This is a genomic window from Promicromonospora soli (genome assembly GCF_014653785.1).
GTDB lineage: Bacteria > Actinomycetota > Actinomycetes > Actinomycetales > Cellulomonadaceae > Promicromonospora > Promicromonospora soli.
Genome location: NZ_BNAS01000002.1, coordinates 429,500 through 449,147, shown reverse-complemented (window position 1 = coordinate 449,147; position 19,648 = coordinate 429,500). Strand labels below are relative to the sequence as shown.

The 19,648-nt window shown below is 72.4% G+C and carries 16 protein-coding genes; 5 read left to right on the top strand and 11 right to left on the bottom strand.

Going from position 1 to position 19,648, the window contains the following annotated elements:
- Positions 1–112 precede the first annotated feature (112 nt).
- The 6 genes from IE250_RS07835 to IE250_RS07810 form a co-directional block, all read right to left on the bottom strand.
- Positions 113–661 carry a methylated-DNA--[protein]-cysteine S-methyltransferase gene (locus IE250_RS07835; protein ID WP_189668712.1) on the bottom strand — a complete coding sequence of 183 codons (549 nt, stop codon included), beginning with the start codon at positions 659–661 and terminating at the stop codon, positions 113–115.
- A gap of 67 nt (positions 662–728) precedes the next feature.
- Positions 729–2,516: a DNA-3-methyladenine glycosylase 2 family protein gene (locus IE250_RS07830; RefSeq protein WP_189668711.1), complete on the bottom strand. Its 1,788-nt coding sequence runs from the start codon at positions 2,514–2,516 to the stop codon at positions 729–731.
- A gap of 34 nt (positions 2,517–2,550) precedes the next feature.
- Positions 2,551–3,144, bottom strand: coding sequence for a GNAT family N-acetyltransferase (locus tag IE250_RS07825; RefSeq protein ID WP_189668710.1), 594 nt, complete (start codon positions 3,142–3,144; stop codon positions 2,551–2,553).
- 35 nt (positions 3,145–3,179) lie between these two features.
- The gene (locus IE250_RS07820; protein WP_229872249.1) at positions 3,180–4,157 is read right to left on the bottom strand and encodes an alpha/beta hydrolase; all 978 of its coding nucleotides are present in this window, start codon (positions 4,155–4,157) and stop codon (positions 3,180–3,182) included.
- Between the two features lie 235 nt (positions 4,158–4,392).
- Entirely contained in the window at positions 4,393–5,154 is a 762-nt protein-coding gene (locus tag IE250_RS07815; protein ID WP_189668709.1) for a sulfite exporter TauE/SafE family protein, read from the bottom strand.
- On the bottom strand, positions 5,151–5,867 hold the full coding sequence (locus IE250_RS07810) for a FadR/GntR family transcriptional regulator (RefSeq protein ID WP_189668708.1): 717 nt from the start codon (positions 5,865–5,867) through the stop codon (positions 5,151–5,153). Before IE250_RS07810 ends, IE250_RS07815 begins: the two co-directional genes overlap by 4 nt.
- Positions 5,868–5,970: 103 nt before the next feature.
- Between IE250_RS07810 and IE250_RS07805 the strand changes: the two genes are divergently transcribed.
- Genes IE250_RS07805 through IE250_RS07795 form a run of 3 tightly spaced genes read left to right on the top strand, consistent with a single transcriptional unit; the run spans position 5,971 to position 9,919 of the window.
- Entirely contained in the window at positions 5,971–7,293 is a 1,323-nt protein-coding gene (locus IE250_RS07805) for an SLC13 family permease (protein WP_189668707.1), read from the top strand.
- A 5-nt stretch (positions 7,294–7,298) separates the two neighbouring features.
- Positions 7,299–8,492: a CaiB/BaiF CoA transferase family protein gene (locus IE250_RS07800; protein ID WP_189668706.1), complete on the top strand. Its 1,194-nt coding sequence runs from the start codon at positions 7,299–7,301 to the stop codon at positions 8,490–8,492.
- A complete protein-coding gene (locus IE250_RS07795) occupies positions 8,489–9,919 on the top strand; it encodes a carboxyl transferase domain-containing protein (RefSeq protein ID WP_189668705.1) in 1,431 nt (476 codons plus the stop codon). Before IE250_RS07800 ends, IE250_RS07795 begins: the two co-directional genes overlap by 4 nt.
- On the opposite strand, the gene IE250_RS07790 is transcribed toward IE250_RS07795, so the two are convergent.
- Both IE250_RS07790 and cpt read right to left on the bottom strand, forming a co-directional pair.
- Positions 9,916–10,716 (bottom strand): sulfite exporter TauE/SafE family protein, encoded by an 801-nt coding sequence (locus IE250_RS07790; protein ID WP_189668704.1) that lies wholly within the window; start codon positions 10,714–10,716, stop codon positions 9,916–9,918. The two genes, IE250_RS07795 and IE250_RS07790, sit on opposite strands and share 4 nt — an antisense overlap.
- Positions 10,700–11,257: a chloramphenicol phosphotransferase CPT gene (cpt, locus tag IE250_RS07785; protein WP_189668703.1), complete on the bottom strand. Its 558-nt coding sequence runs from the start codon at positions 11,255–11,257 to the stop codon at positions 10,700–10,702. Before cpt ends, IE250_RS07790 begins: the two co-directional genes overlap by 17 nt.
- 116 nt (positions 11,258–11,373) lie before the next feature.
- Here cpt and clpB point away from each other — a divergent pair, with 116 nt between their 5' ends.
- Entirely contained in the window at positions 11,374–14,004 is a 2,631-nt protein-coding gene (clpB, locus tag IE250_RS07780; RefSeq protein WP_189668702.1) for an ATP-dependent chaperone ClpB, read from the top strand.
- A gap of 60 nt (positions 14,005–14,064) precedes the next feature.
- On the opposite strand, the gene IE250_RS07775 is transcribed toward clpB, so the two are convergent.
- Positions 14,065–15,510, bottom strand: a complete 1,446-nt coding sequence (locus IE250_RS07775) for a family 43 glycosylhydrolase (RefSeq protein ID WP_189668701.1) — start codon at positions 15,508–15,510, stop codon at positions 14,065–14,067.
- Between the two features lie 220 nt (positions 15,511–15,730).
- Between IE250_RS07775 and IE250_RS07770 the strand changes: the two genes are divergently transcribed.
- Positions 15,731–16,753, top strand: coding sequence for an ArsR/SmtB family transcription factor (locus tag IE250_RS07770; protein WP_189668700.1), 1,023 nt, complete (start codon positions 15,731–15,733; stop codon positions 16,751–16,753).
- Here IE250_RS07770 and IE250_RS07765 read toward each other — a convergent pair.
- Positions 16,731–18,605, bottom strand: coding sequence for a septum formation family protein (locus tag IE250_RS07765; protein WP_189668699.1), 1,875 nt, complete (start codon positions 18,603–18,605; stop codon positions 16,731–16,733). The two genes, IE250_RS07770 and IE250_RS07765, sit on opposite strands and share 23 nt — an antisense overlap.
- A gap of 145 nt (positions 18,606–18,750) precedes the next feature.
- Positions 18,751–19,632 carry an exodeoxyribonuclease III gene (locus IE250_RS07760; RefSeq protein ID WP_189668698.1) on the bottom strand — a complete coding sequence of 294 codons (882 nt, stop codon included), beginning with the start codon at positions 19,630–19,632 and terminating at the stop codon, positions 18,751–18,753.
- Positions 19,633–19,648: the final 16 nt, after the last annotated feature.

Genomic DNA, 19,648 nt, shown 5'->3' with positions numbered 1-19,648 from the left:
GAGGTAGAACCGTGGCGAGATAGAACTGGGGCGAGATAGAACTAGGGCGAGATAGAACTGGGGCGCGGGACAGTGCATCTGTCCCGCGCCCCAGTTCTATCTCGCCACGGTTCTATCTCGGCAGGGTCTCGCGGGCCAGCAGGCTCTCCTTGATCGGCAGCCCGTAGCGGAACCCGCCGAGGCTGCCGTCCATGCGCAGGATGCGGTGGCACGGCACGAACAGCGCCGCCGCGTTCATCGCGCACGCCCCGGCCGCCGCACGCACCGCGGCGGGCCGGCCGGCCCGCACCGCGTACTCGCTGTAGGTGATCCGCTCGCCGGCCTTCACGTCGCGCAGCACGTCCCACGCGTGCGTCCGGAACGGTCCGCTCGCCTGCCGCACGGGCACGCGGCCGGGCGCCCCGTGGTCGCCGTCGTAGTACGCGCGGACGGCGTCGGCCGCCTCGGCGAGCACGCCGTCCGGCGTCGACAGCCGGTCGAGCATTTCCGCCTCCGTCGTGGGGCGGAGGGTGGGGTGGACGAGCGCGAGCAGCGCGTCGACGTCGGCGGTCCAGCCGGCGGCGAGCACCGCGTCCTTGGCCGGGCTCCCGGCGGTCTCCGGGACGGTGGAGACGACGATGCTGAAGGGACCGTCCGGAGTGGTGAGGGTCGTGGCGTTCATGATCTTCCTTCCGTGAGGTGAGCTGTCGGACGCATGGGTCGCTCGGGTGACCCGCGTGTTCGACTCGTCAAGCGGAGCGCCAGAGGTGCATGGCGGCGTACGAGCGCCAGGGCGCCCACGCCGCGCCGCGTCGGGCGAGCTCCTTGAACTGGTGCGGCCGGGGATCCTCCGCGGAGACCAGGCCGAGGTTGCGCGCGCCGGAGAGCAGCGCGACGTCGCCCTCCATGAGGACGTCCGGGTCGCCGAGCACTCGGAGCGCCACGTAGCCGGCCGTCCAGGGCCCGATCCCCGGCCGGGAGACCAGGCGTCGGCGCAGGTCGTCGGGGTCGTCCCCGACGCTCAGGGCGAGGCTTCCGTCCGCGAGGTCGCGGGCCGCGCCGATCACGGTCGCCAGGGTCCGGGCGGGCAGGCGGAGGTGCGCCTCGCCGCCGCCCTCACCCCGCGAGGCGTCCTCGCTGCGCTGCGGGTCCTCGCGGGGACCCGGGCCCTCACCCCACGAGGCGTCCTCGCTGCGCTGCGGGTCCTCGCGGGGACCCGGGCGACCAGCCACCTGGGTGGGCGTGGGGAACAGGCGGGTGAGGCCCTCGAACGCCGACGCGTACGGGGTGCCGACGCCCTTCGCGAGGCGCGACAGGTGCGTGCGCGCGGCGGCGACGCTGATCTGCTGGCCGACTATCGCGCGGACCAGGAGCTCCGCCGGGTCGAGCGTGCCGGGCACCCGGATGCCCGGGACCGCGGCGACGGACGGCGCGAGCACCGGGTCGGTGGCCAGGGCGGAGTCGACGGCGACCGGGTCCGCGTCGAGGTCCAGCAGGCGCCGCACGCGCGCGACGGCGACCGGCGCGTCGGCCAGGTCGGCGAGCTCGAGGTCCAGGTCGACCCGGCCGCTGCCCGGGCGGGGCACCCGCACCTCGAACGCGCCGGGGCCGTGCGGCAGGGCGACGGTGCGGGCGTACCGGAGGGCGTTCGACGAGCCGTCCGCTCCGGTCGGAGTGCCAGGGCCAGGATCCAGGTCCGCCGACTCGACGCCGTCGATCGCGCGGACCGCGAGGAACTCCAGCACACCCCGCGCGTCGAACGGCTCCCGGACCGGCAGGGTGAGCGAGATCCGCACGGGCTCGCCGATCGTGGCGGCGAGATCGGTCGGCTGCGCGGTGCGAGATCGGTCGGTTGCCGCGAGTTCGGTCGGTTGCCGCGAGATCGGTCCATCGACGGACCGATCTCGAGGCAACCGACCGAACTCACGGGCAGAGCCCCCGCCCCCACGCCTGGCCCGCCGACCCCGGGCGCGCAGCTCGGACGGCGTCGCGCCGAAGACCTCGGCCACGGTGTCGTTGAACTGCCGGATCGAGCCGAACCCCGCAGCGAAGGCGACGTCCGCCAGACGCAGGGACGTGCCGACCAGGAGGGCGCGCGCCGTCTGCGCGCGCTGGGCCCGGGCCAGCGCCAGCGGCCCCGCGCCCAGCTCGCTGACCAGCAGCCGGTGCAGCTGGCGCTCGGAGTAGCCCAGCCGGTTGGCCAGCCCCGACACACCCTCGCGGTCGACCACGCCGTCGGCCACGAGGCGCATCGCCCGGCCCGTGAGGTCGCGACGCAGGTCCCATGCGGGCGTGCCCGGCGCGGCCTCCGGAAGGCAGCGCTTGCAGGCGCGGAAGCCGGCCTCGTGCGCGGCGGCGGACGTCAGGTAGAACGCCACGTTCTCGGCCTTCGGCGTGCGCGCCGGACACGACGGCCGGCAGTAGATACCCGTGGTGCGCACCGCCGTGTAGAACTGCCCGTCGAAGCGGGAGTCGCGCGCGGCGATGGCGCGGTAACGCTCGGTGAACGCTGGATCGCGGAGCTCGACGTCGGTCATAGCCACCATCCTGCGCCCCGCCCGGACGTGGCGGCTAGCGGGATTCGGACACGGCAGTGAGCGCCGTCAGGCGCGCCTCAAGGCCCTCGCGGACGGCGGGCCACTCGTCGGACAGGATCGAGAAGTAGAGGGTGTCGCCCTCGGAGCCGTCGGGCGCCACGCGGTGCGCGCGCAGCCGGCCCTCCTCCCTGGCGCCGAGCTTCAGGATCGCGGCGCGCGACCGGGCGTTCCGCGCGTCGCAGCGCAGCGCTACCCGGCGCAGACCCAGGGTCTCGAAGGCGTGCCGCAGCAGCATCAGCTTGCACGCCGGGTTCGTGACGCCCGCCCACCAGTCGCGGCCGTAGAACGTGGAGCCGATCTCGACCCGGCCCTGACCGGCGTTGAGCTCGTAGAACCGCGTGGAGCCGCGCACCTCGCCGTCGGGCCCGAGCACCGCGAAGGCGAGGTGGTCGCCGGCCGCGACCGCCTTGTCCACGTACGCCTCCATCGCCGGGGCGGTGTCGGGGAGGGCGCTGGTCATGCCCGCCCAGAGCTGGGCGTCGACGAGGCGGGCCAGCGCCGGGGCGTGGTCGCGGGACAGCGGTTCGAGGCGGACTCCGTGGGCGGTGAGGTGGAGGTCGTGCTGCATGCCGCTATCCCACCATGCTCATCGCGGGATGCCGCTCAGACCTTCGCGTCCAGCCAGTCCAGCACCGTGGTCAGGTATTTCTCCCGGGCCGGCTTCGGGGACAGCACCAGGTCGTGGGCGCCGCCCTCGATGACCGAGACGTCCACCGTCGCCCCCAGCTTCGGGGCGCGCGCATGCATGTGCGCGACGTCGAGGACCGCGTCGGTGCTGAGCATCACCGCAGCCTCGCCGCCGTCGGGCCCGGTCTTGTCGCTGGTGCACACGAGCACCGGGCACTGCACGGACAGGCCACGTCCGAGCCTGCGGTGGGCGCGCCGGATCTCGGCCAACCACCCGGCGCGGACCGGGAACCCGCCGTGCGGCTTCCAGAGCAGGTCGTAGTCCCACTCGCCGCCCGTGGCCGTGTGCAAGGCCCGGCCGTAGTCCTCGCCGGGCTTGTTCACCACCGTCCGCGGCGCGATCCGCCCGAGCGCGTAGACCGCCTGGGTGACCACGGTCCGGTCAGACCAGCTGCCCCTCAGGTCGAACCACGGGCTGTTCAGCACCAGGGCCGTCACCCGGTCGGGGTGCGCGTTCGCGTACATCGAGGCGATCAGCCCGCCCGTCGAGTGGCCCAGGAGCACCAGCCCGGTGTGGCCCTCCGCGGCGATGACGTCCGCCGCGGCGTCGAGGTCCTGCCGGTAGAGCCGCAGGCTGTTGACCATGTTGGCGTCGCCCCCGGCTGCGGTCCATGCGGCGATGGAGCGCCCGTGGGCCCGCAGGTCGATCGCGTAGAACGGGTAGCCGCGCGCGGCGATCGCCTCCGCGAGGTGCCGCTGGAAGAAGTAGTCGGTGTACCCGTGCACGTACAGCACGGGCGGGCGCCCGACGCCGGGCCCGTCGTCGGGCGTGTAGCGGACCAGGGTGGCTTCGGCGCCGTCCGGCAGCCGCAGCGTGCGGGTGTCGAAGCCCGCCCCCAGCACGTCCTCGGTCCAGTCGTTCGCGGTCTCTTCCATGTCGCTCCCGTGCGTCATGACTGCCCTCATGGTCAGCCTGTCGTGCGCCGCCGTCGGCTGACCATATATCCAACAACTACCCCCCGACAGCGGCGGCGAGCATCCGTTCCCGGCGCAGCGCGGGGAGGAAGCACACGGCGCCCAGGGTGCTGAACACGCCACCCAGCACCATGGCCGCCGGCGTGGGACAGCAAGCCCGCCGTCCAGCCGAGGGCACGACTGGGTGGACAGGGACTCCTGGGCGCCGGCCCGGTCAGAACAGCATGAACACCGCGGTTCCCACGCCGGCGATGACGACGAGCACCCGAAACACCGTCGGCGGCATCTTGCGCCCGAGGCGCGCACCGACGTATCCGCCGACCACGGACCCAGCGGCGAGCAGCCCGATCGCCAGCCAGTCCAGGTCCGCGACCACCACGAAGATGATCGTGGCCACCACGTTGGCGGCCAGCACGGCGAGCGTCTTGAGCGCGTTCACGATCCGCACCGGGAAGTCGGTCCCGAGCCCCAGCACCGCGGCCATCATCACGCCGGAACCGGCGCCGAAGTAGCCGCCGTACGCGCCGGTGAGCACCGCGAACACGACGGTCGCCGGCGACATGTCGTGGCGTAGGCGGGTGGGCTCGTTACGGGTGCGGCGCAGCCACCGGCTGATCCACGGCTGCGCGCCGACGAGCAGGCAGGACAGCAGGATCAGCCAGGGCACCACTGCCTCGAACACGCCCGGCGGGAGCGCGAGCAGCAGGAACGCGCCGCCCACGGACCCGGCGGCGCAGGTGAGGAGCACCAGCACCGTGGCGCGGGGGTGCTCGCGCAGCTCCTGGCGGTAGCCGAACGAGCCGCTCAGCCCGGCCGGCACGAGGCCCACCGTGTTCGATGCGTTCGCGACGACGGGGGGCAGCCCGACGGCCAGCAGCACCGGGAAGCTCAGGAGCGAGGCGACGCCCACCGTCGAGGTGAGCACGCCTGCCGCGAGCCCGGTGCCGAGCACCGCGAGCTGCTCCCAGCCGGTCATCGGTCCCGGTCCCGCAGGAGTGCCACGTCGCTGACCATCTCGACGTGTGCGTGCATGGCCGCGGCGGCGGCCTCCGGGTCGCGGGCCCGGATGGCGTCCGCGATGGCCCGGTGCCCGTTGAGGGAGTTGCGGGGGCGGCCCGGCTGCGAGAGCGACTCGATCCGGCTCTCCCGGATCAGGCTCGCGATCTCCCGCATGGTCTGGGCCAGGAGCTCCGAGTGCGCGGCAGCGGTCACTGCCGCGTGGAACTGTTCGTCGGCGTCGACGCCGCGGTCCCCGTGCTCGATGGACGCCTCCATCACGTCCAGGGCCGCGTCGATGGCTGCCAGGTCGTCCTCGGTGCGGCGTTGCGCGGCCAGCGCGGCGATCTTGGTCTCAAGCGCATCCCGGATGTCGATGATCTCGGGCATCCGGTTGGCGTGCGCCCGGATGGCCTCGACGATGCGGCTCTCGCTGTGCTTGCCGGTCAGCACCGTGCCGTCCCCGTGCCGCACCACGACGACGCCGACCACCTCGAGCGCGACGAGGGCCTGGCTGAGGGTCGCCCGGCTGACGCCGAGCCGCGCGGCGAGCTCGCGCTCCGGCGGGAGCCGGTCACCGGCTGCGAGCCCGTTCTGCCGGATCCAGGCGGTGATCTGCTCCGCGACCTGCTCGTAGAGGCGGGTGCGGGCCAGCGGTGTCGGCAGTTCGGCCGAAGCCTTAGGGGTCACCACACGAGAATACTTGACAGATCTCTTATTGGCCTATTGGCTAGGCCACTGATCCATCGTGTCTCGTCGGTCAAAGGTGTCCGCCGCGATGGGAAGAGGAGTGGTCATGGGTCCTGAGTGGATCGCGATCATCGCGCTGGTCGCGTTGTTCGTCGCCGGGACAGTCCTGCCGATCAACATGGGCGCGCTCGCCTATGTCGCGGCGTGGTTTGTCGGCGTCTTCGCCCTGCACATGGATGAGAAAGAGGTTCTGGGCGGCATCAGCGCCGACCTCGTGCTCACCCTCATCGGTGTCACCTATCTGTTCTCCATAGCCAAGAACAACGGCACCGTCGACCTCATCGTCTCCAAGGCTGTCCAGGCGGTCGGCGGGCGGGTGGCGCTCATCCCCTGGGTCATGTTCGCCGTGACCGCGCTGCTCACCGCCATCGGCGCGGCCAGCCCGGCGGCATGCGCCGTCATCGGCCCGGTCGCGCTCGGGTTCGCCCGCCGCTACAAGATCAACCCGCTCATGATGGGCATGTTCGTGGTGCACGGCGCACAGGGCGGCGGGTTCTCCCCGATCAGCATCTACGGCACCATCACCAACTCGGTCATGGCCGACGTCGGCTACGAGGGCACCGAGATGGGCGTGTTCATCGCGTCGCTCGCGATCAACACCGCGATGGCGGTGATCCTGTTCTTGGCGCTCGGTGGGCGCCAGCTCATGCGGGAGCGGGTCGACCCCGCGGAAGCGGCCGGCCACATCGCCGACGACCTGCACACCGGCGGGCAGTCCGTGACCGTCAGCGGTCAGGGCGCCAGCGTCTCGACCACCACCCGCGCGCTGGGCGTGCGCCGCGACCACGTGCTGACTCTCGTCGCCTTCGCGGCGGTCGCCACGACCGCCCTCGCGTTCGACCAGAACATCGGCTTCGTCTCGATCACTGCCGCGGTCGCGCTGGCCATGCTGTCCCCGCAGCAGCACAAGGACGCCGTCAAGCAGATCGCCTGGCCCACCGTGCTGCTGGTGGCGGGCGTGAGCACCTACGCGACGGTCCTCAACGCGGCCGGCTCGCCCGAGTACATCGGCACCTGGGCCGCGGGCCTTGGCATCGCCGCCATCGGGGCGCTCGTCCTCTGCTACGTCGGCGGAATCGTCTCCGCTTTCGCGTCGTCGACTGCGCTGCTGCCGGTCATCATCCCGATCGCCGTGCCGCTCATCGTCGGCGGCGGCGTGAGCCCCTGGGCCATGGCGGCCGCCCTCGCCGTCTCCTCGACCATCGTCGATGTCAGCCCCTTCTCCACGAACGGAGCCCTGATGCTCGCCAACCGCCCGGACACGATCTCCGAGCAGGCCTACTACAAGCAGATCCTCAACTACGCCATCATCGTCACCCTCGCGGGGCCGCTGCTGGTCTGGGGCATCCTCGTCCTGCCGGGCTGGTGAGCACGATGACCGGACCTCTGGACGACGTCGTCGTCGTCGACCTCTCCCGGGCCCTCGCCGGGCCGCACGCCACGATGATGCTCGGCGACCTGGGCGCCCGCGTCGTCAAGGTGGAGGTGCCCGGCCGCGGCGACGACACGCGTGGCTGGGGCCCGCCGTTCGTCGGGGAGGAGGGCGAGCGCGAGTCGACGTACTTTCTGTCGGCCAACCGCAACAAGGAGTCGATAGCGCTCGACCTCAAGGCCGACGCCGGCCGGGCGACCCTCCTCGCGCTCGTCGACCGCGCCGACGTGCTCGTGGAGAACTTCCGGCCGGGGGTGCTGGACCGGCTCGGGCTCGGCGTCGACATGCTGCTCGAACGCAACCCGCGCCTGGTGGTGCTCTCGATCACCGGGTTCGGGCACGACGGCCCGGAGGGCGGCCGTGCCGGGTACGACCAGATCGCCCAGGGCGAGGCCGGACTGATGTCCCTGACGGGGTCCGGCCCGGACGACCCGCAGCGCGTCGGGGTGCCGATCGGCGACCTGCTCGCCGGGATCTACGGCGCGTACGGCGTGCTCGCGGCGCTGCACGAGCGGCACAGCACCGGCGTCGGGCAGGTGGTGCGGACGTCGCTGCTGGCAGCCGTGACCGGGGTGCACGCGTTCCAGGGCACGCGGTGGACGGTCGGCGGGGAGGTGGGGCGCGCGCAGGGCAACCACCACCCTTCCATAGCGCCGTACGGTCTCTTCCGCTGCCGTGACGGCGCAGTCCAGATCGCCGTCGGGTCCGAGGCACTGTGGCAGCGGTTCTGCCTCGCGTTCGCGCTCGACGCCGAAGCGGAGGGCATGGGAAGCAATCCCGAGCGCGTGGCCCACCGCGACCGGGTCATCGAGGTGGTCGAGGGGGTGTTCGCCGAGCTCGAGGCGGACGCGCTGCTGACCCGGCTCGCCGACGCCGGGATCCCGGCGGGCCGGGTGCGTACGCTCGACGAGGTGTACGCATGGGAGCAGACGGCCAGCCAGGGCCTGCTGGTGGACGTGAAGCACACGAGCCTCGGCACGGTGACATTGCCGGGTCCGCCGCTGCGGTTCTTCGACCCCTCCGGCGCCGAGGTCACCCGCCAGGACCATCAGGCGCCCCCGGTGCTCGACGAGCACGCCACCCGGATCCGCGCCTGGCTCGACGCGCCCGGGCCTGGGTCCGAGGCGGGCCGATGACCCGCCGGTGGACGGCGCGCGAGCTGCTGGACCTCGTCCTGGACGAGGGCAGCTTCGAGTCCTGGGACCAGCCGGTCGACACGTCCGGGCACACGGCGGAGTACCGCGCGGTGCTGGCGGCGGCCGCCGAGAAGGCCGGCACCGACGAGTCAGTGCTCACCGGGCGGGGGCGCGTGCGGGGGCGGCCCGTGGTGGTCGTCGTCAACGAGTTCCGGTTCCTCGGCGGCTCCATCGGCCGGGCCGCGGCGCAGCGGATCACCGCCGCCGTCCGGCGCGCGACCGCGGAACGCCTGCCCGTCCTGGCGACGACGGCGTCGGGCGGGACCCGGATGCAAGAGGGCACCCCCGCGTTCCTCCGGATGGTCGAGATCTCCCGCGCCGTCATGGACCATCGCGACGCCGGCCTGCCGTACCTCGTGTACCTGCGGCACCCGACGACCGGCGGCGTGTACGCGTCGTGGGGCTCGCTCGCGCACCTCACCGTCGCAGAGCCCGGGGCGCTCATCGGGTTCCTCGGGCCGCGCGTGGTCGAGGCCCTTACGGGCAAGGCCCTGCCCGACGGCGTCCAGTCCGCCGAGAACCTCGCGGCCAAGGGCGTGCTCGACGGCGTCGTCGCCCCCGAAAACCTGCCGGCGCTGGTGGAGCGGGCGCTCGCGGTGCTCGTCGACCCGCCGTCGGCGCCGTCCCTCCCCCGCCGGGACGGCGAGCCGTCCGGGACGACGTCCGCCTGGGACTCCGTGCTGCGGACCCGCCGGGACGACCGCGTAGGCGTGCGGGACCTGCTGCGTTACGGAGCGGCGGGGACAGTCCGGATGTCCGGTACGGACCAGGGCGAGCGCGACGAGTCGATGCTGGTCGCGCTCACCCGGCTGGACGGCCGGCCCTGCCTGGTCGTGGGACAGGACCGGACCCGGCAGTCCGAACGCACACCGATGGGGCCCGCTGCGCTTCGCGTGGCACGACGTGCGATGGGGCTGGCCGAGGAGCTGCGGCTGCCCCTGGTCGCGGTGATCGACACCCCGGGGGCCGAGCTCTCGCAGGACGCCGAGGAGGGCGCGCTCGCCGGCGAGATCGCACGCTGCATGGCGGCGCTCACCCGGATGACCGTGCCGACGCTGTCGGTCATCCTGGGCCAGGGCTGTGGCGGCGGGGCGCTCGCGCTGCTGCCGGCCCAGGCGGTGATCGCCGCTGAGCACGCCTGGCTGTCCCCGCTCCCGCCCGAGGGCGCGAGCGTCATCGTGCACGGGGACACCGCGCACGCTGCGCAGATGGCGGAGGCGCAGCACGTGCGGGCCGTCGACCTGCTCGCCGAGGGTGCGGTGCAGCGGGTGGTCCCGGAGTACGACGGCGACACGGTGCGCGACGTCGCTGTGGCCGTGGCGGCGGAGTGCGCCGCGATGCTGCGGGAGATGGATGCGGGTAGCTAGTGGCGCTGCTTCTCGATGGCCTTGCGCACCTGCTGGACCAGCGCGAACACGAGGAGGGCGGCGAAGGCGATCGACGCGACGTCGTCTGACAGCATCACCGACAGGCTCGCGCCGCCGAACGAGAAGGCGGACGCCACCAGGCCGATGAGCGCGGCCATGCGCAGGTGGACCAGGCGGTTGCGGGCATTGACCCAGGTGCCCGAGATGGCGGTCGGGATCATCGCGACCAGGGACGTGCCCTTGGCGAGCGCGGGTGCGAAGTCGAACAGGGCGGACAGACCGGGCACGGCAAGCTGGCCGCCGCCGATGCCGAGCAGGCCCGATGCGACCCCCATGACGAGGCCGAGCCCGATCATGCCCGCGCCGTCGAGCACGCTGGGCAGGCCCTCGGCGGTATCGACCGACGGCGGCTCCCCGAACGCATCCAGCAGAGACCGCACGATCCCTGCGACGAGCACCCCGACGAACAGCCAGCGCAGCAGGCTCTCGGGGACGCGGGCGAGCAGCCGCGCCCCGACCACCGCGCCGATCACCGAGCCCACGACGAGCAGTCCGGCGGCGATCAGGTCGACGGCCTGGTGCGTCAGGTACGGGATGGACCCGACGATCGCCGCCGGCAGGATCGCCGCGAGCGAGTAGGCGCTGGCGCGGCGCTGCGTGAGGCCGCCGAGCGACGTCAGGAGGGGCACCATCACGATGCCGCCGCCGAGGCCGAACAGCCCGGAGAAGGTCCCGCCGACGATCCCGACGAGGGCGGCGCGGGGAGGGGTCAGGGAGTCGTCAGTCTGCTCGGTCACCCCGTGATGATCTCAGGTGTGCCGCGATGGCCCGCGCACAGTCCACCGACCCGGTGTTCGTGGTGTCGACCTCCAGGTCGTACGCGACGCCCTCGTGGACGACGTCGGCCTGCTTCGCCGCCATGCCAGCGACCCGGTCACCGCGAGCCGCCTCACGGTCCTCGGCGACCGCACCGTCGCAGCGCACCCCGACCCAGAGGGTCGGCACGTCGCCCAGGGCGTCCAGCCAGCGCCGCTGCGATGCGGCGCCCCCGAGAAACACGTCGTCGACCACGATGTGCGCGCCCGCGCGTGCCATGGCGACCAGCCCGGCGATCCAGGCGTCCTGCAGGGCAATGAACTCCGGCCCGACGGCGACACCGCCGTCGTCCGCGAACCCGATCCCGTCGCCGCCGGTCGTCAGGCGGGCGGGCATCGCGTCGACGAGGGTGTCGATGCTGAGCGACAGCCACGCGCCGGGGAGCGCCGTCTGCAGGCCGCGTGCGATCGCGGACTTGCCGGAGCTGGACCCGCCGTTGAGAACGACGACCTGGGTGTGCATGCGGCAACGGTACGAGTGTCGGTGACGCGCGCTACAGTGATTTCCAAGTTGAGCGGAATAGACTCAACTTTGAGCACGTTTCATCTCGTGCAGAGCTCAGCATTCTGGGAGGCCTCATGGACACCAAGTTCACGACCATGTCGCAGCAGGCGATCGGCGACGCGATCCAGTCGGCGTCGGCGGCCGGCAACCCGCAGCTCGAGCCGGTCCATCTGCTCGCGTCGCTGCTCCAGCAGGAGCGCGGCGTAGCGGTCGGCCTGCTCGACGCGGTCGGGGCCAACGCGCAGGCCATCGGCCAGCAGGTGCGCGCGGCTCTCGTCGCGCTGCCCCAGGCCAGCGGTGCGAGCACGGCCCAGCCGAGTGCGAGCCGCGCGACGGCGACCGTCCTGGACCTGGCGTCCAAGGAGGCGCAGGGCCTGGGCGACGAGTACGTCTCCACCGAGCACCTGCTCGTCGGCATCGCGGCCGGCCAGTCGTCCGCTGCCCAGATCCTGTCCGGCGCCGGGGCCACCGCCGACGCTCTGCGCACCGCCCTGCCTGCAGTCCGGGGATCCGGCCGGGTCACGAGCCCCAACCCGGAGGGCACGTACAAGGCACTCGAGCAGTACGGCATGGACCTGACGCGGCGTGCCCGGGACGGCAAGCTGGACCCGGTGATCGGCCGGGACTCGGAGATCCGCCGCGTGATCCAGGTGCTCAGCCGACGCACCAAGAACAACCCGGTGCTCATCGGCGAGCCCGGCGTCGGAAAGACCGCCGTCGTCGAGGGGCTGGCCCAGCGGGTCGTCGCGGGTGACGTGCCCGAGTCCCTCAAGGGCAAGCGCCTGGTCGCCCTGGACCTGGCCTCGATGGTGGCCGGTGCGAAGTACCGCGGCGAGTTCGAGGAACGCCTCAAGGCGGTCCTGGAAGAGATCGCGGCGTCCGACGGCGAGGTGGTCACCTTCATCGACGAGCTGCACACCGTGGTCGGCGCGGGAGCCGGCGGTGACAGCGCGATGGACGCCGGCAACATGCTCAAGCCCATGCTCGCCCGCGGCGAGCTGCGGATGGTGGGCGCCACCACGCTCGACGAGTACCGCGAGCACATCGAGAAGGACCCTGCCCTGGAGCGCCGGTTCCAGCAGGTCTTCGTGGGCGAGCCGTCGGTGGAGGACACGGTGGCGATCCTGCGCGGGCTCAAGGAGCGCTACGAGGCGCACCACAAGGTGACGATCGCCGACTCCGCGCTCGTTGCTGCCGCCTCGCTCTCCGACCGGTACATCTCCGGCCGGCAGCTCCCTGACAAGGCGATCGACCTGGTCGACGAGGCCGCGTCCCGCCTGCGCATGGAGCTCGACTCCTCGCCGGTGGAGATCGACGAGCTCCAGCGCGCCGTCACGCGCCTCGAGATGGAAGAGGTAGTGCTGTCCGAGTCCGAGGACGCCGCCTCCAAGGAGCGGCTGCAGCGACTCCGGGCCGACCTCGCCGACCGCCGCGAGGCGCTGGCCGCGCTGACCGCGCGCTGGGAGTCCGAGAAGGCCGGGCACAACCGCGTCGGCGACCTCCGCGCCCGCCTCGACGAGCTGCGTACCGACGCCGAGCGCAAGCTGCGCGAGGGCGATCTCGAGGGTGCGGCGCGCATCCAGTACGGCGAGATCCCGGTGGTCGAGAAGGAGCTCACGGCGGCCGAGGAGGCGGAGGCCGGCTCGGAGGACGAGCCGGAGGGCCTCGGCCCGGCGAACGCCGAGCCGCCGATGATCGCCGACAAGGTCGGCGCCGACGAGATCGCCGAGGTGGTCGCCGCGTGGACCGGTATCCCCGCCGGGCGGCTGCTGCAGGGCGAGTCCGAGAAGCTCCTGCACATGGAGGAGGTCATCGGGGAGCGCCTCATCGGCCAGAGGACAGCGGTGGCCGCGGTGTCCGACGCCGTGCGGCGCACCCGGGCCGGCGTCTCCGACCCCGACCGGCCCACCGGCTCGTTCCTGTTCCTCGGCCCCACGGGCGTGGGCAAGACGGAGCTCGCCAAGGCGCTGGCCGACTTCCTGTTCGACGACGAGCGCGCCATGGTGCGCATCGACATGTCCGAGTACGGGGAGAAGCACTCGGTGGCCCGGCTCGTCGGCGCGCCTCCGGGGTACGTCGGGTACGAGGAGGGTGGTCAGCTCACGGAGGCTGTACGGCGTCGGCCGTATTCGGTGGTGCTGCTGGACGAGGTGGAGAAGGCGCACCCCGAGGTCTTCGACATCCTGCTCCAGGTGCTCGACGACGGCCGCCTCACCGACGGCCAGGGCCGCACCGTCGACTTCCGCAACACGATCCTCGTGCTGACCTCGAACCTCGGCTCCCAGTTCCTCGTGGATCCGATGCTGTCGGACGAGGAGCGGCGCGAGTCCGTGATGAACGCCGTGCGAGCAGCTTTCAAGCCGGAGTTCCTCAACCGGCTCGACGACGTCGTGGTCTTCGACTCGCTGACGCTCGAGGAGCTCGGCAGCATCGTCGAGCTGCAGGTCGGCGCCTTCGCGAAGCGGCTCGGGGACCGTCGCATCACGCTCGACGTGACCGAGGCGGCGCGCGAGTGGCTCGCCCTGGAGGGCTTCGACCCGGCGTACGGCGCCCGGCCGCTGCGCCGCCTGGTACAGCGCGAGATCGGAGACCGCCTGGCGCGGCTCCTGCTCACGGGCGAGGTGTCCGACGGCGACACGGTGCTGGTGGACCGCGCTGCCGACGGGGAGGGCCTCACGCTCAGGCCGGCGATCCTGATGGGCTGAACCGCTGGCCCCGGTGGCCCGTCCAAGTAGGACGGGCCACCGGGACCGGGTGAGGCCTGCTCAGCCCCTGCGCCAGAGCTGGGCGGCAAGGCCGTTGCACGCGTACATCGACAGGCGCGCGCCGTTGGCGGTGTTCCACTCGTAGTTGTCGAGGCACAACCCCGAGGTCCGGTTCCGCAGGGAGAACCAGCCGTTCCCCCGGTCCTGGACCGACCAGTCCTGGTTGCTGCTGCCGTTGCACGTCCACAGACCCACGTCGGAGTTGTTGGCCGTGGCGCCGTCGAGGTTGTCGAGGCACTTGCCGGCATAGAGATTCTTGATCCGGTAGTACCCGTTGACGTACGTGAACTCCCACTTCTGGACGGAGTTCGAGTTGCAGCTGTAGAGGCGCACGAGCGCACCGTCGGCGGTGTTGAAGTCGTAGTCGTCGACGCACTTGTCGCTGTGCTTGCCGCGGATGCCCGGCTGGCGCGTGCCGGTCGCGATGGGCTGGCCGAAGAACGGGTCACCCGTGTCCGACCAGTAGAGCTGCTGGGCGCGCGTGTGCCGGTTCGGGTCCGTGAGCGCGTCCGGCGTCGGGGTGGCGTAGTCGCGCGCGTGGAAGATCAGCATGTCGGTCACGCCGTCCTCGGCGACGGTGAAGCTGCCGTGGCCCGGACCGTAGACGCCGTTGGCGGTCTGGAACACGGGTGTCGACTTCTTGCTCCAGGAGGCGGGGTCCAGCAGGTTCGCCGACGCGGACGCCGAGAGGAGGCCCAGCTTGTACCGGGAGTCGGTCGCCGAAGCGGAGTACGCGATGAACACCTTCCCGTTCCTGACCAACGGCGACGGTCCCTCGACCACGCCGGCGACGCCCTCCATCTCCCACGAGTGCGTGGGTCGGGCGATCTCGATCGCCGACGCCGTGTCGATGGTTGTCGGCGACGTCATCCGCGCCAGGTACATGTGGCTGTTGTAGCTGGTGCTCGGGCTGTCCTGCGCCCACGCGAAGTACCGGGTGCCGTTCACCGTGAACGACGCCGGGTCGAGCTGGAACGACTCCCAGCCCGTCGTCAGGCGCTGCGGTGCCGACCACGTGCCCGTCGTCGGGTCCGCCGACGTGTTGCGTATCCAGTAGAGACGCTGCGCGAACTGCGACGAGCTGGGCGACGCCGAGAAGTACATGTACCAGGCGCCGTCGACGTACTGGATGTCGGGCGCCCAGATCCAGCCGCTCAGGTTGCCGCTGGACGGCGCGGTGAACGCGGTGACCGGTGTGGCCGAGCCGAGACCGGCGAGCGTCTGCGACCGGCGCAGCTCGACTCGCTTGTAGTCCGGCACGGAGGCGGTCATGTAGTAGTAGCCGTCGGTGTGCTTGTAGATCGCCGTGTCGGCGCGCTGCTGCACCAGCGGGTTCGGGACGTCGATGAACTGGGCGGCCGCAGGAGTCGCGACAAGCGCGAGGACCGACAAGGCGACGGCGAGGGTGGCGGCGATACGGCGTCGGGCACCGGCAAGGATGCTCATGGGACTCCTTCGTCATGTGAGCGCTAACATTGCGTAGGGTGCACCACCGGGGATGTTCTGGTCAAGCCAGCCGTCTAGCCGGTACGCCGCTCGACGTACGCTCGGTTACGTCGATCGGCCGACGCGACGCCGGGCCCGGGTCTGCGATCATCTGTGGGTGGCGCGCGGGGGGCGAGCCAACGAGGGCCACGGGTAGAGGCGGACGGTCAGGGAGGGCCTGATGCTGCGGTTCCACTTCACTCCGGATGATCTTGCCCGGGTTCGGATCGCTCCGGGCCCGGACCCCATGTGGGAGGTGCTGCTCAGCGCCCACGTGGTGAACCAGCGCTCGGGTGCCGGGCTGTTCGGACCCTGGCGCGAGCGGGTGCTGCCCGGCTTGCCGCCAGCGGCCCGGATGCTGCTGCGACTGACGCCGTCGCGCGGTTACTCGCCGGACTTCCTCACGCCCCTGACCGGCACCGACAACTTCGAGACCGGACTCGACGTGGTGCTGTCCACGCCGCGAGCCCGGCTCCGCCACGACATCTCGCGGCTGGCGAACGGCCACCGGCCGCACCAGTGGATGCGCGACCTAGCCGACGGCTCCGCGCCTGCCCTGCGCGGGCTCGGCGTCGCGATGCGTGCCTACCACGAGCAGGCGATCGGGCCGTACTGGAGCGGGATCCGGGCCGCAGTCGACCTCGACCGGGCGGCGCGCACGCGCGCCTGGGTGGCGGGCGGCACCGAGCACGCGCTACGGACCCTGCATCCCGCGATCCGGTGGAAGCACCCCGTGCTGTCGGTGTCGACCGCCGCGGAGCGGGACGTGGACCTGGCGGGCCGCGGCCTGCTGATCATCCCTTCGTACTTCTGCACTCGCGCCCCGATCTCGCTGGCCGACCCCGAGCTCCCGCCCGTGCTGCTCTACCCGATCACCCACGAGACCACCTGGACGGACAGGGGCATCGAGGCGCGGAACGACGGCGGCCGGCAGCTCACCGCGCTGCTCGGCCGCACGCGGGCCGCCGTCCTGCGCGCGCTCGGCACCGGGGCTACGACCAGCGAGCTCGCGCAGCGGCTGGGGATCTCCCCGGCGTCGGCCTCGGAGCACGCGACGGTGCTGCGCAACGCCGGGCTCATCGCGAGCGGACGCGAGCGCAACACCGTGATCCACGCGCTGACCCCGCTGGGCCGGACCCTGCTGGACGGCCGCGGCGGGCCGGGCCCCGCGGAGCTGACGGCTACTGCAGCAGATCCTGCGTGATCGGCTCCGGCGTCGTCGCGAGGCACAGGCCGACGCGGTCGCCGTCGTCCCACGAGGCCTCGCTGGGGCCCCAGACCACGTAGCTCACGGTGTCCGCGACCGGGCTGGTGCGCGCGATCGGGCCGAGCTGCTTCGTGCCGCACACCTGCGCGATGCGCTTGTCGACGTCGTCCCGGCCCGGCCAGACGGCGGCGTCGGCGAAGTCGGTACGGCCCACCACCTGCGCGGTGTGCGAGGCGTCGCAGGGAACCGCGAGGACCTCGGAGACCTCGCCGTCCGCGGGAATGCTCTCCACGCACGATCCGAGCACGAGCTGCAGCGGATGGACCTCCTGAGCCTCCGCGATCATCGCCTCGATCGGCTCCCATTGCTGGCTGTTGACCACGTTCACGATGACAGCGGTTACGGCGACCACGGCAACCACGGCCAGCACCGCTCCGCCGATCAGCGCGAGCCGGCGCCGCTTCGCGGTCTCCTCGGCAGGGGTGGGCGGATGCCAGCCGGCGTAGGACGCCCCAGGCGCGTAGTCGTGAACCGCCGGGAACGAGTGCGCCGAACCGCCACGGGGAGTCGGGAACGGCGACGGCGGCTGCTGCGGCGCGGGGGGCTCGGCCTGCGTCGGCGCACCCGGCTGGTGCTGGGTCGGCGCGGCGGGCGTCGGAAACGGGCTCGGCGGCACGGGGTCCGGCTGGGTGCGTGTCGCGGGCGACGCGAAGAGCTCCGGCGCCTCGGTAGGCGCTTCCGCCCCGCTCGGTGTGTCACCGCTGGGCCCGGCGGACCCCTCCTCGGCGGGCGCTTCCTTCTCGGGCGTGTCCCCCGCAAGCGCCCCGGCGGGCGTGTCCCCCGCAAGCGCCTCGGCGGGCGCGTCGCCGGCCGCTTCGGTGGGAGAACCCTCGGCCTCGGCACTCTGCTCCTCGGGCGTCTCGGCCTCGCCGACAACCGTCCGCGGCCCCAGCGCCTTCTTGTGCGCCGCGGCGATCGCCGCGAAGGAGAGGGCCTTGAAGTCGAACGTCTCGTCCATGACCGTGGTCGTCCCGCCGCCCGACGGCGTGGTGGCCGCGGGCTCGCTCGCACCGGCAGCCGACGGCGTGGCCGGCTCGCTGCCGGCGTCGCCGTCCTCCGCCTCGGGCGCCGCCGCGGGCTCTGCGCCAGGCTCGGCCTGCGACACCGTGGCTTCGGTGGGCTCGGGCGTCGTGTCCTCGGCGGTGGGGTGCTCCGGCTCGACGGGCGCCGCCGGACCGGGCGCCGGGGCAGCGGGCTTCGGCCGCGCGGCCGCCGGCACGATGGCGATCTCCTCGGTGGGCGCTGCCTCGTAGCGCTGTGTTGGCTGTGCCCTAACGGCCTCGGCTGCTGCGGCTTCGGCTGCGGCGGCCTCTGCCCGAGCGGTGGGTTCGGCCGCGGTCGCCTCGGGCTCCGCGTCGTGCCCTGCCGCGGCGTCGGCCACGTCGGCTGCCTCGGAATCTTCCGCGTCTTGCTCCGGCACGGACGGCGTCTCCGCTGTCGGCTCAGCCGGGAGCCTCTCGGGCCTGCCCGCCCCGGCGGCAATGGCTTCCTCGCCGCCAGCCGCGGGTCCGTCCTCCGGGGTCACAGCCTCCGCGGGCCCGTCATCCCCGGCCGGCGCCTTCGCGGCCGACGTCGGCCCGGCGGCCCCGTTCGTCGGCTGCCCGGCCGCGGTACCGTTGCCGACCTGCCCGGGTGCCTCCGCACTGCCCTCGCTGTCGCCCTTGCCGGCGGAACCGCTGCGCACCCGATTCGGCTCCGACTCGACCGCGGGCGCCTTCTCGACAGGATCCGTGGCAGGGATCTCGGCGACTTCGGTGGCGGCCGGGAACTGGTCGGGCGTCGACGTCATGCAGGTTAACTTACCGACATTCGGCAACGACCTTGGTACCGGGACGGCGCCCACTTCGGGTGCGTTCCGTTTACGGACAATTTCACCCGCCGATTTCCCCATCGCAAGTGGAACCTTGGCGCGTCATGGCCCGTACGGGGCGGCGTCAGTCCGTCAGGTCGACGATCACCGGCACGTGGTCGGAAGCGCCCTTGCCCTTGCGCTCTTCGCGGTCGATCAGCGCACCCGACGCGCGGCTCGCGAGCGCGGGCGACGCCCAGCAGAAGTCGATCCGCAGCCCTTTGTTCCGCGGGAAGGAGAGCTGCTGATAGTCCCAGTAGGTGTAGGTGTGCTCCTCCGGGATGAACTGCCGCGTCAGCTCCGTGTATCCGGCCTTGCCGAAAGCGTCGAACGCGGCCCGCTCCGGCGGGGACACGTGCGTCTTCCCCGCGAAGTCGGCGACGTTGTACACGTCGGTGTCCAGCGGGATCACGTTCCAGTCGCCCATGAGCGCGACGGCGTCACCGGCGCCCCTGCCCCACGAAGTGTCCTCGCTGCGCTGCGGTACTTCGCGGGGGCCGCGAGGTTCGGCCCAGGTCTGTGCCGCGGTGCGCAGGGCCTCCAGCCAGGCCAGCTTGTAGGTGTAGTGCGGGTCGCCGAGCGCCCGGCCGTGCGGCACGTACAGGCTCCACACGCGGACGCCGCCGCAGGTGGCGCCGATCGCCCGCGCCTCGACCGGCGGGACGACGTCGAGCAGCGGGTCCATGTCGTCCTCGATGATCGCCTTCGCGAAGCCCGGCTGGTCCGGGAACTGGGTGGCGACGTCGTCCAGGCCTACGCGCGACGCGATCGCCACACCGTTCCACTGCGACAGCCCGAAATGTGCCACCTGGTACCCGGCGGCCTCGAACGCCTGCGTGGGGAACTGGTCGTCGCGGCACTTGGTCTCCTGGATCGCCAGGACGTCGGTCTGCGACCGGTCGAGGAAGCCGAGCACGCGGTCGAGACGCGTGCGGATGGAGTTGACGTTCCAGGTGACGAGGCGCACAGGCTCAGCCTATGTT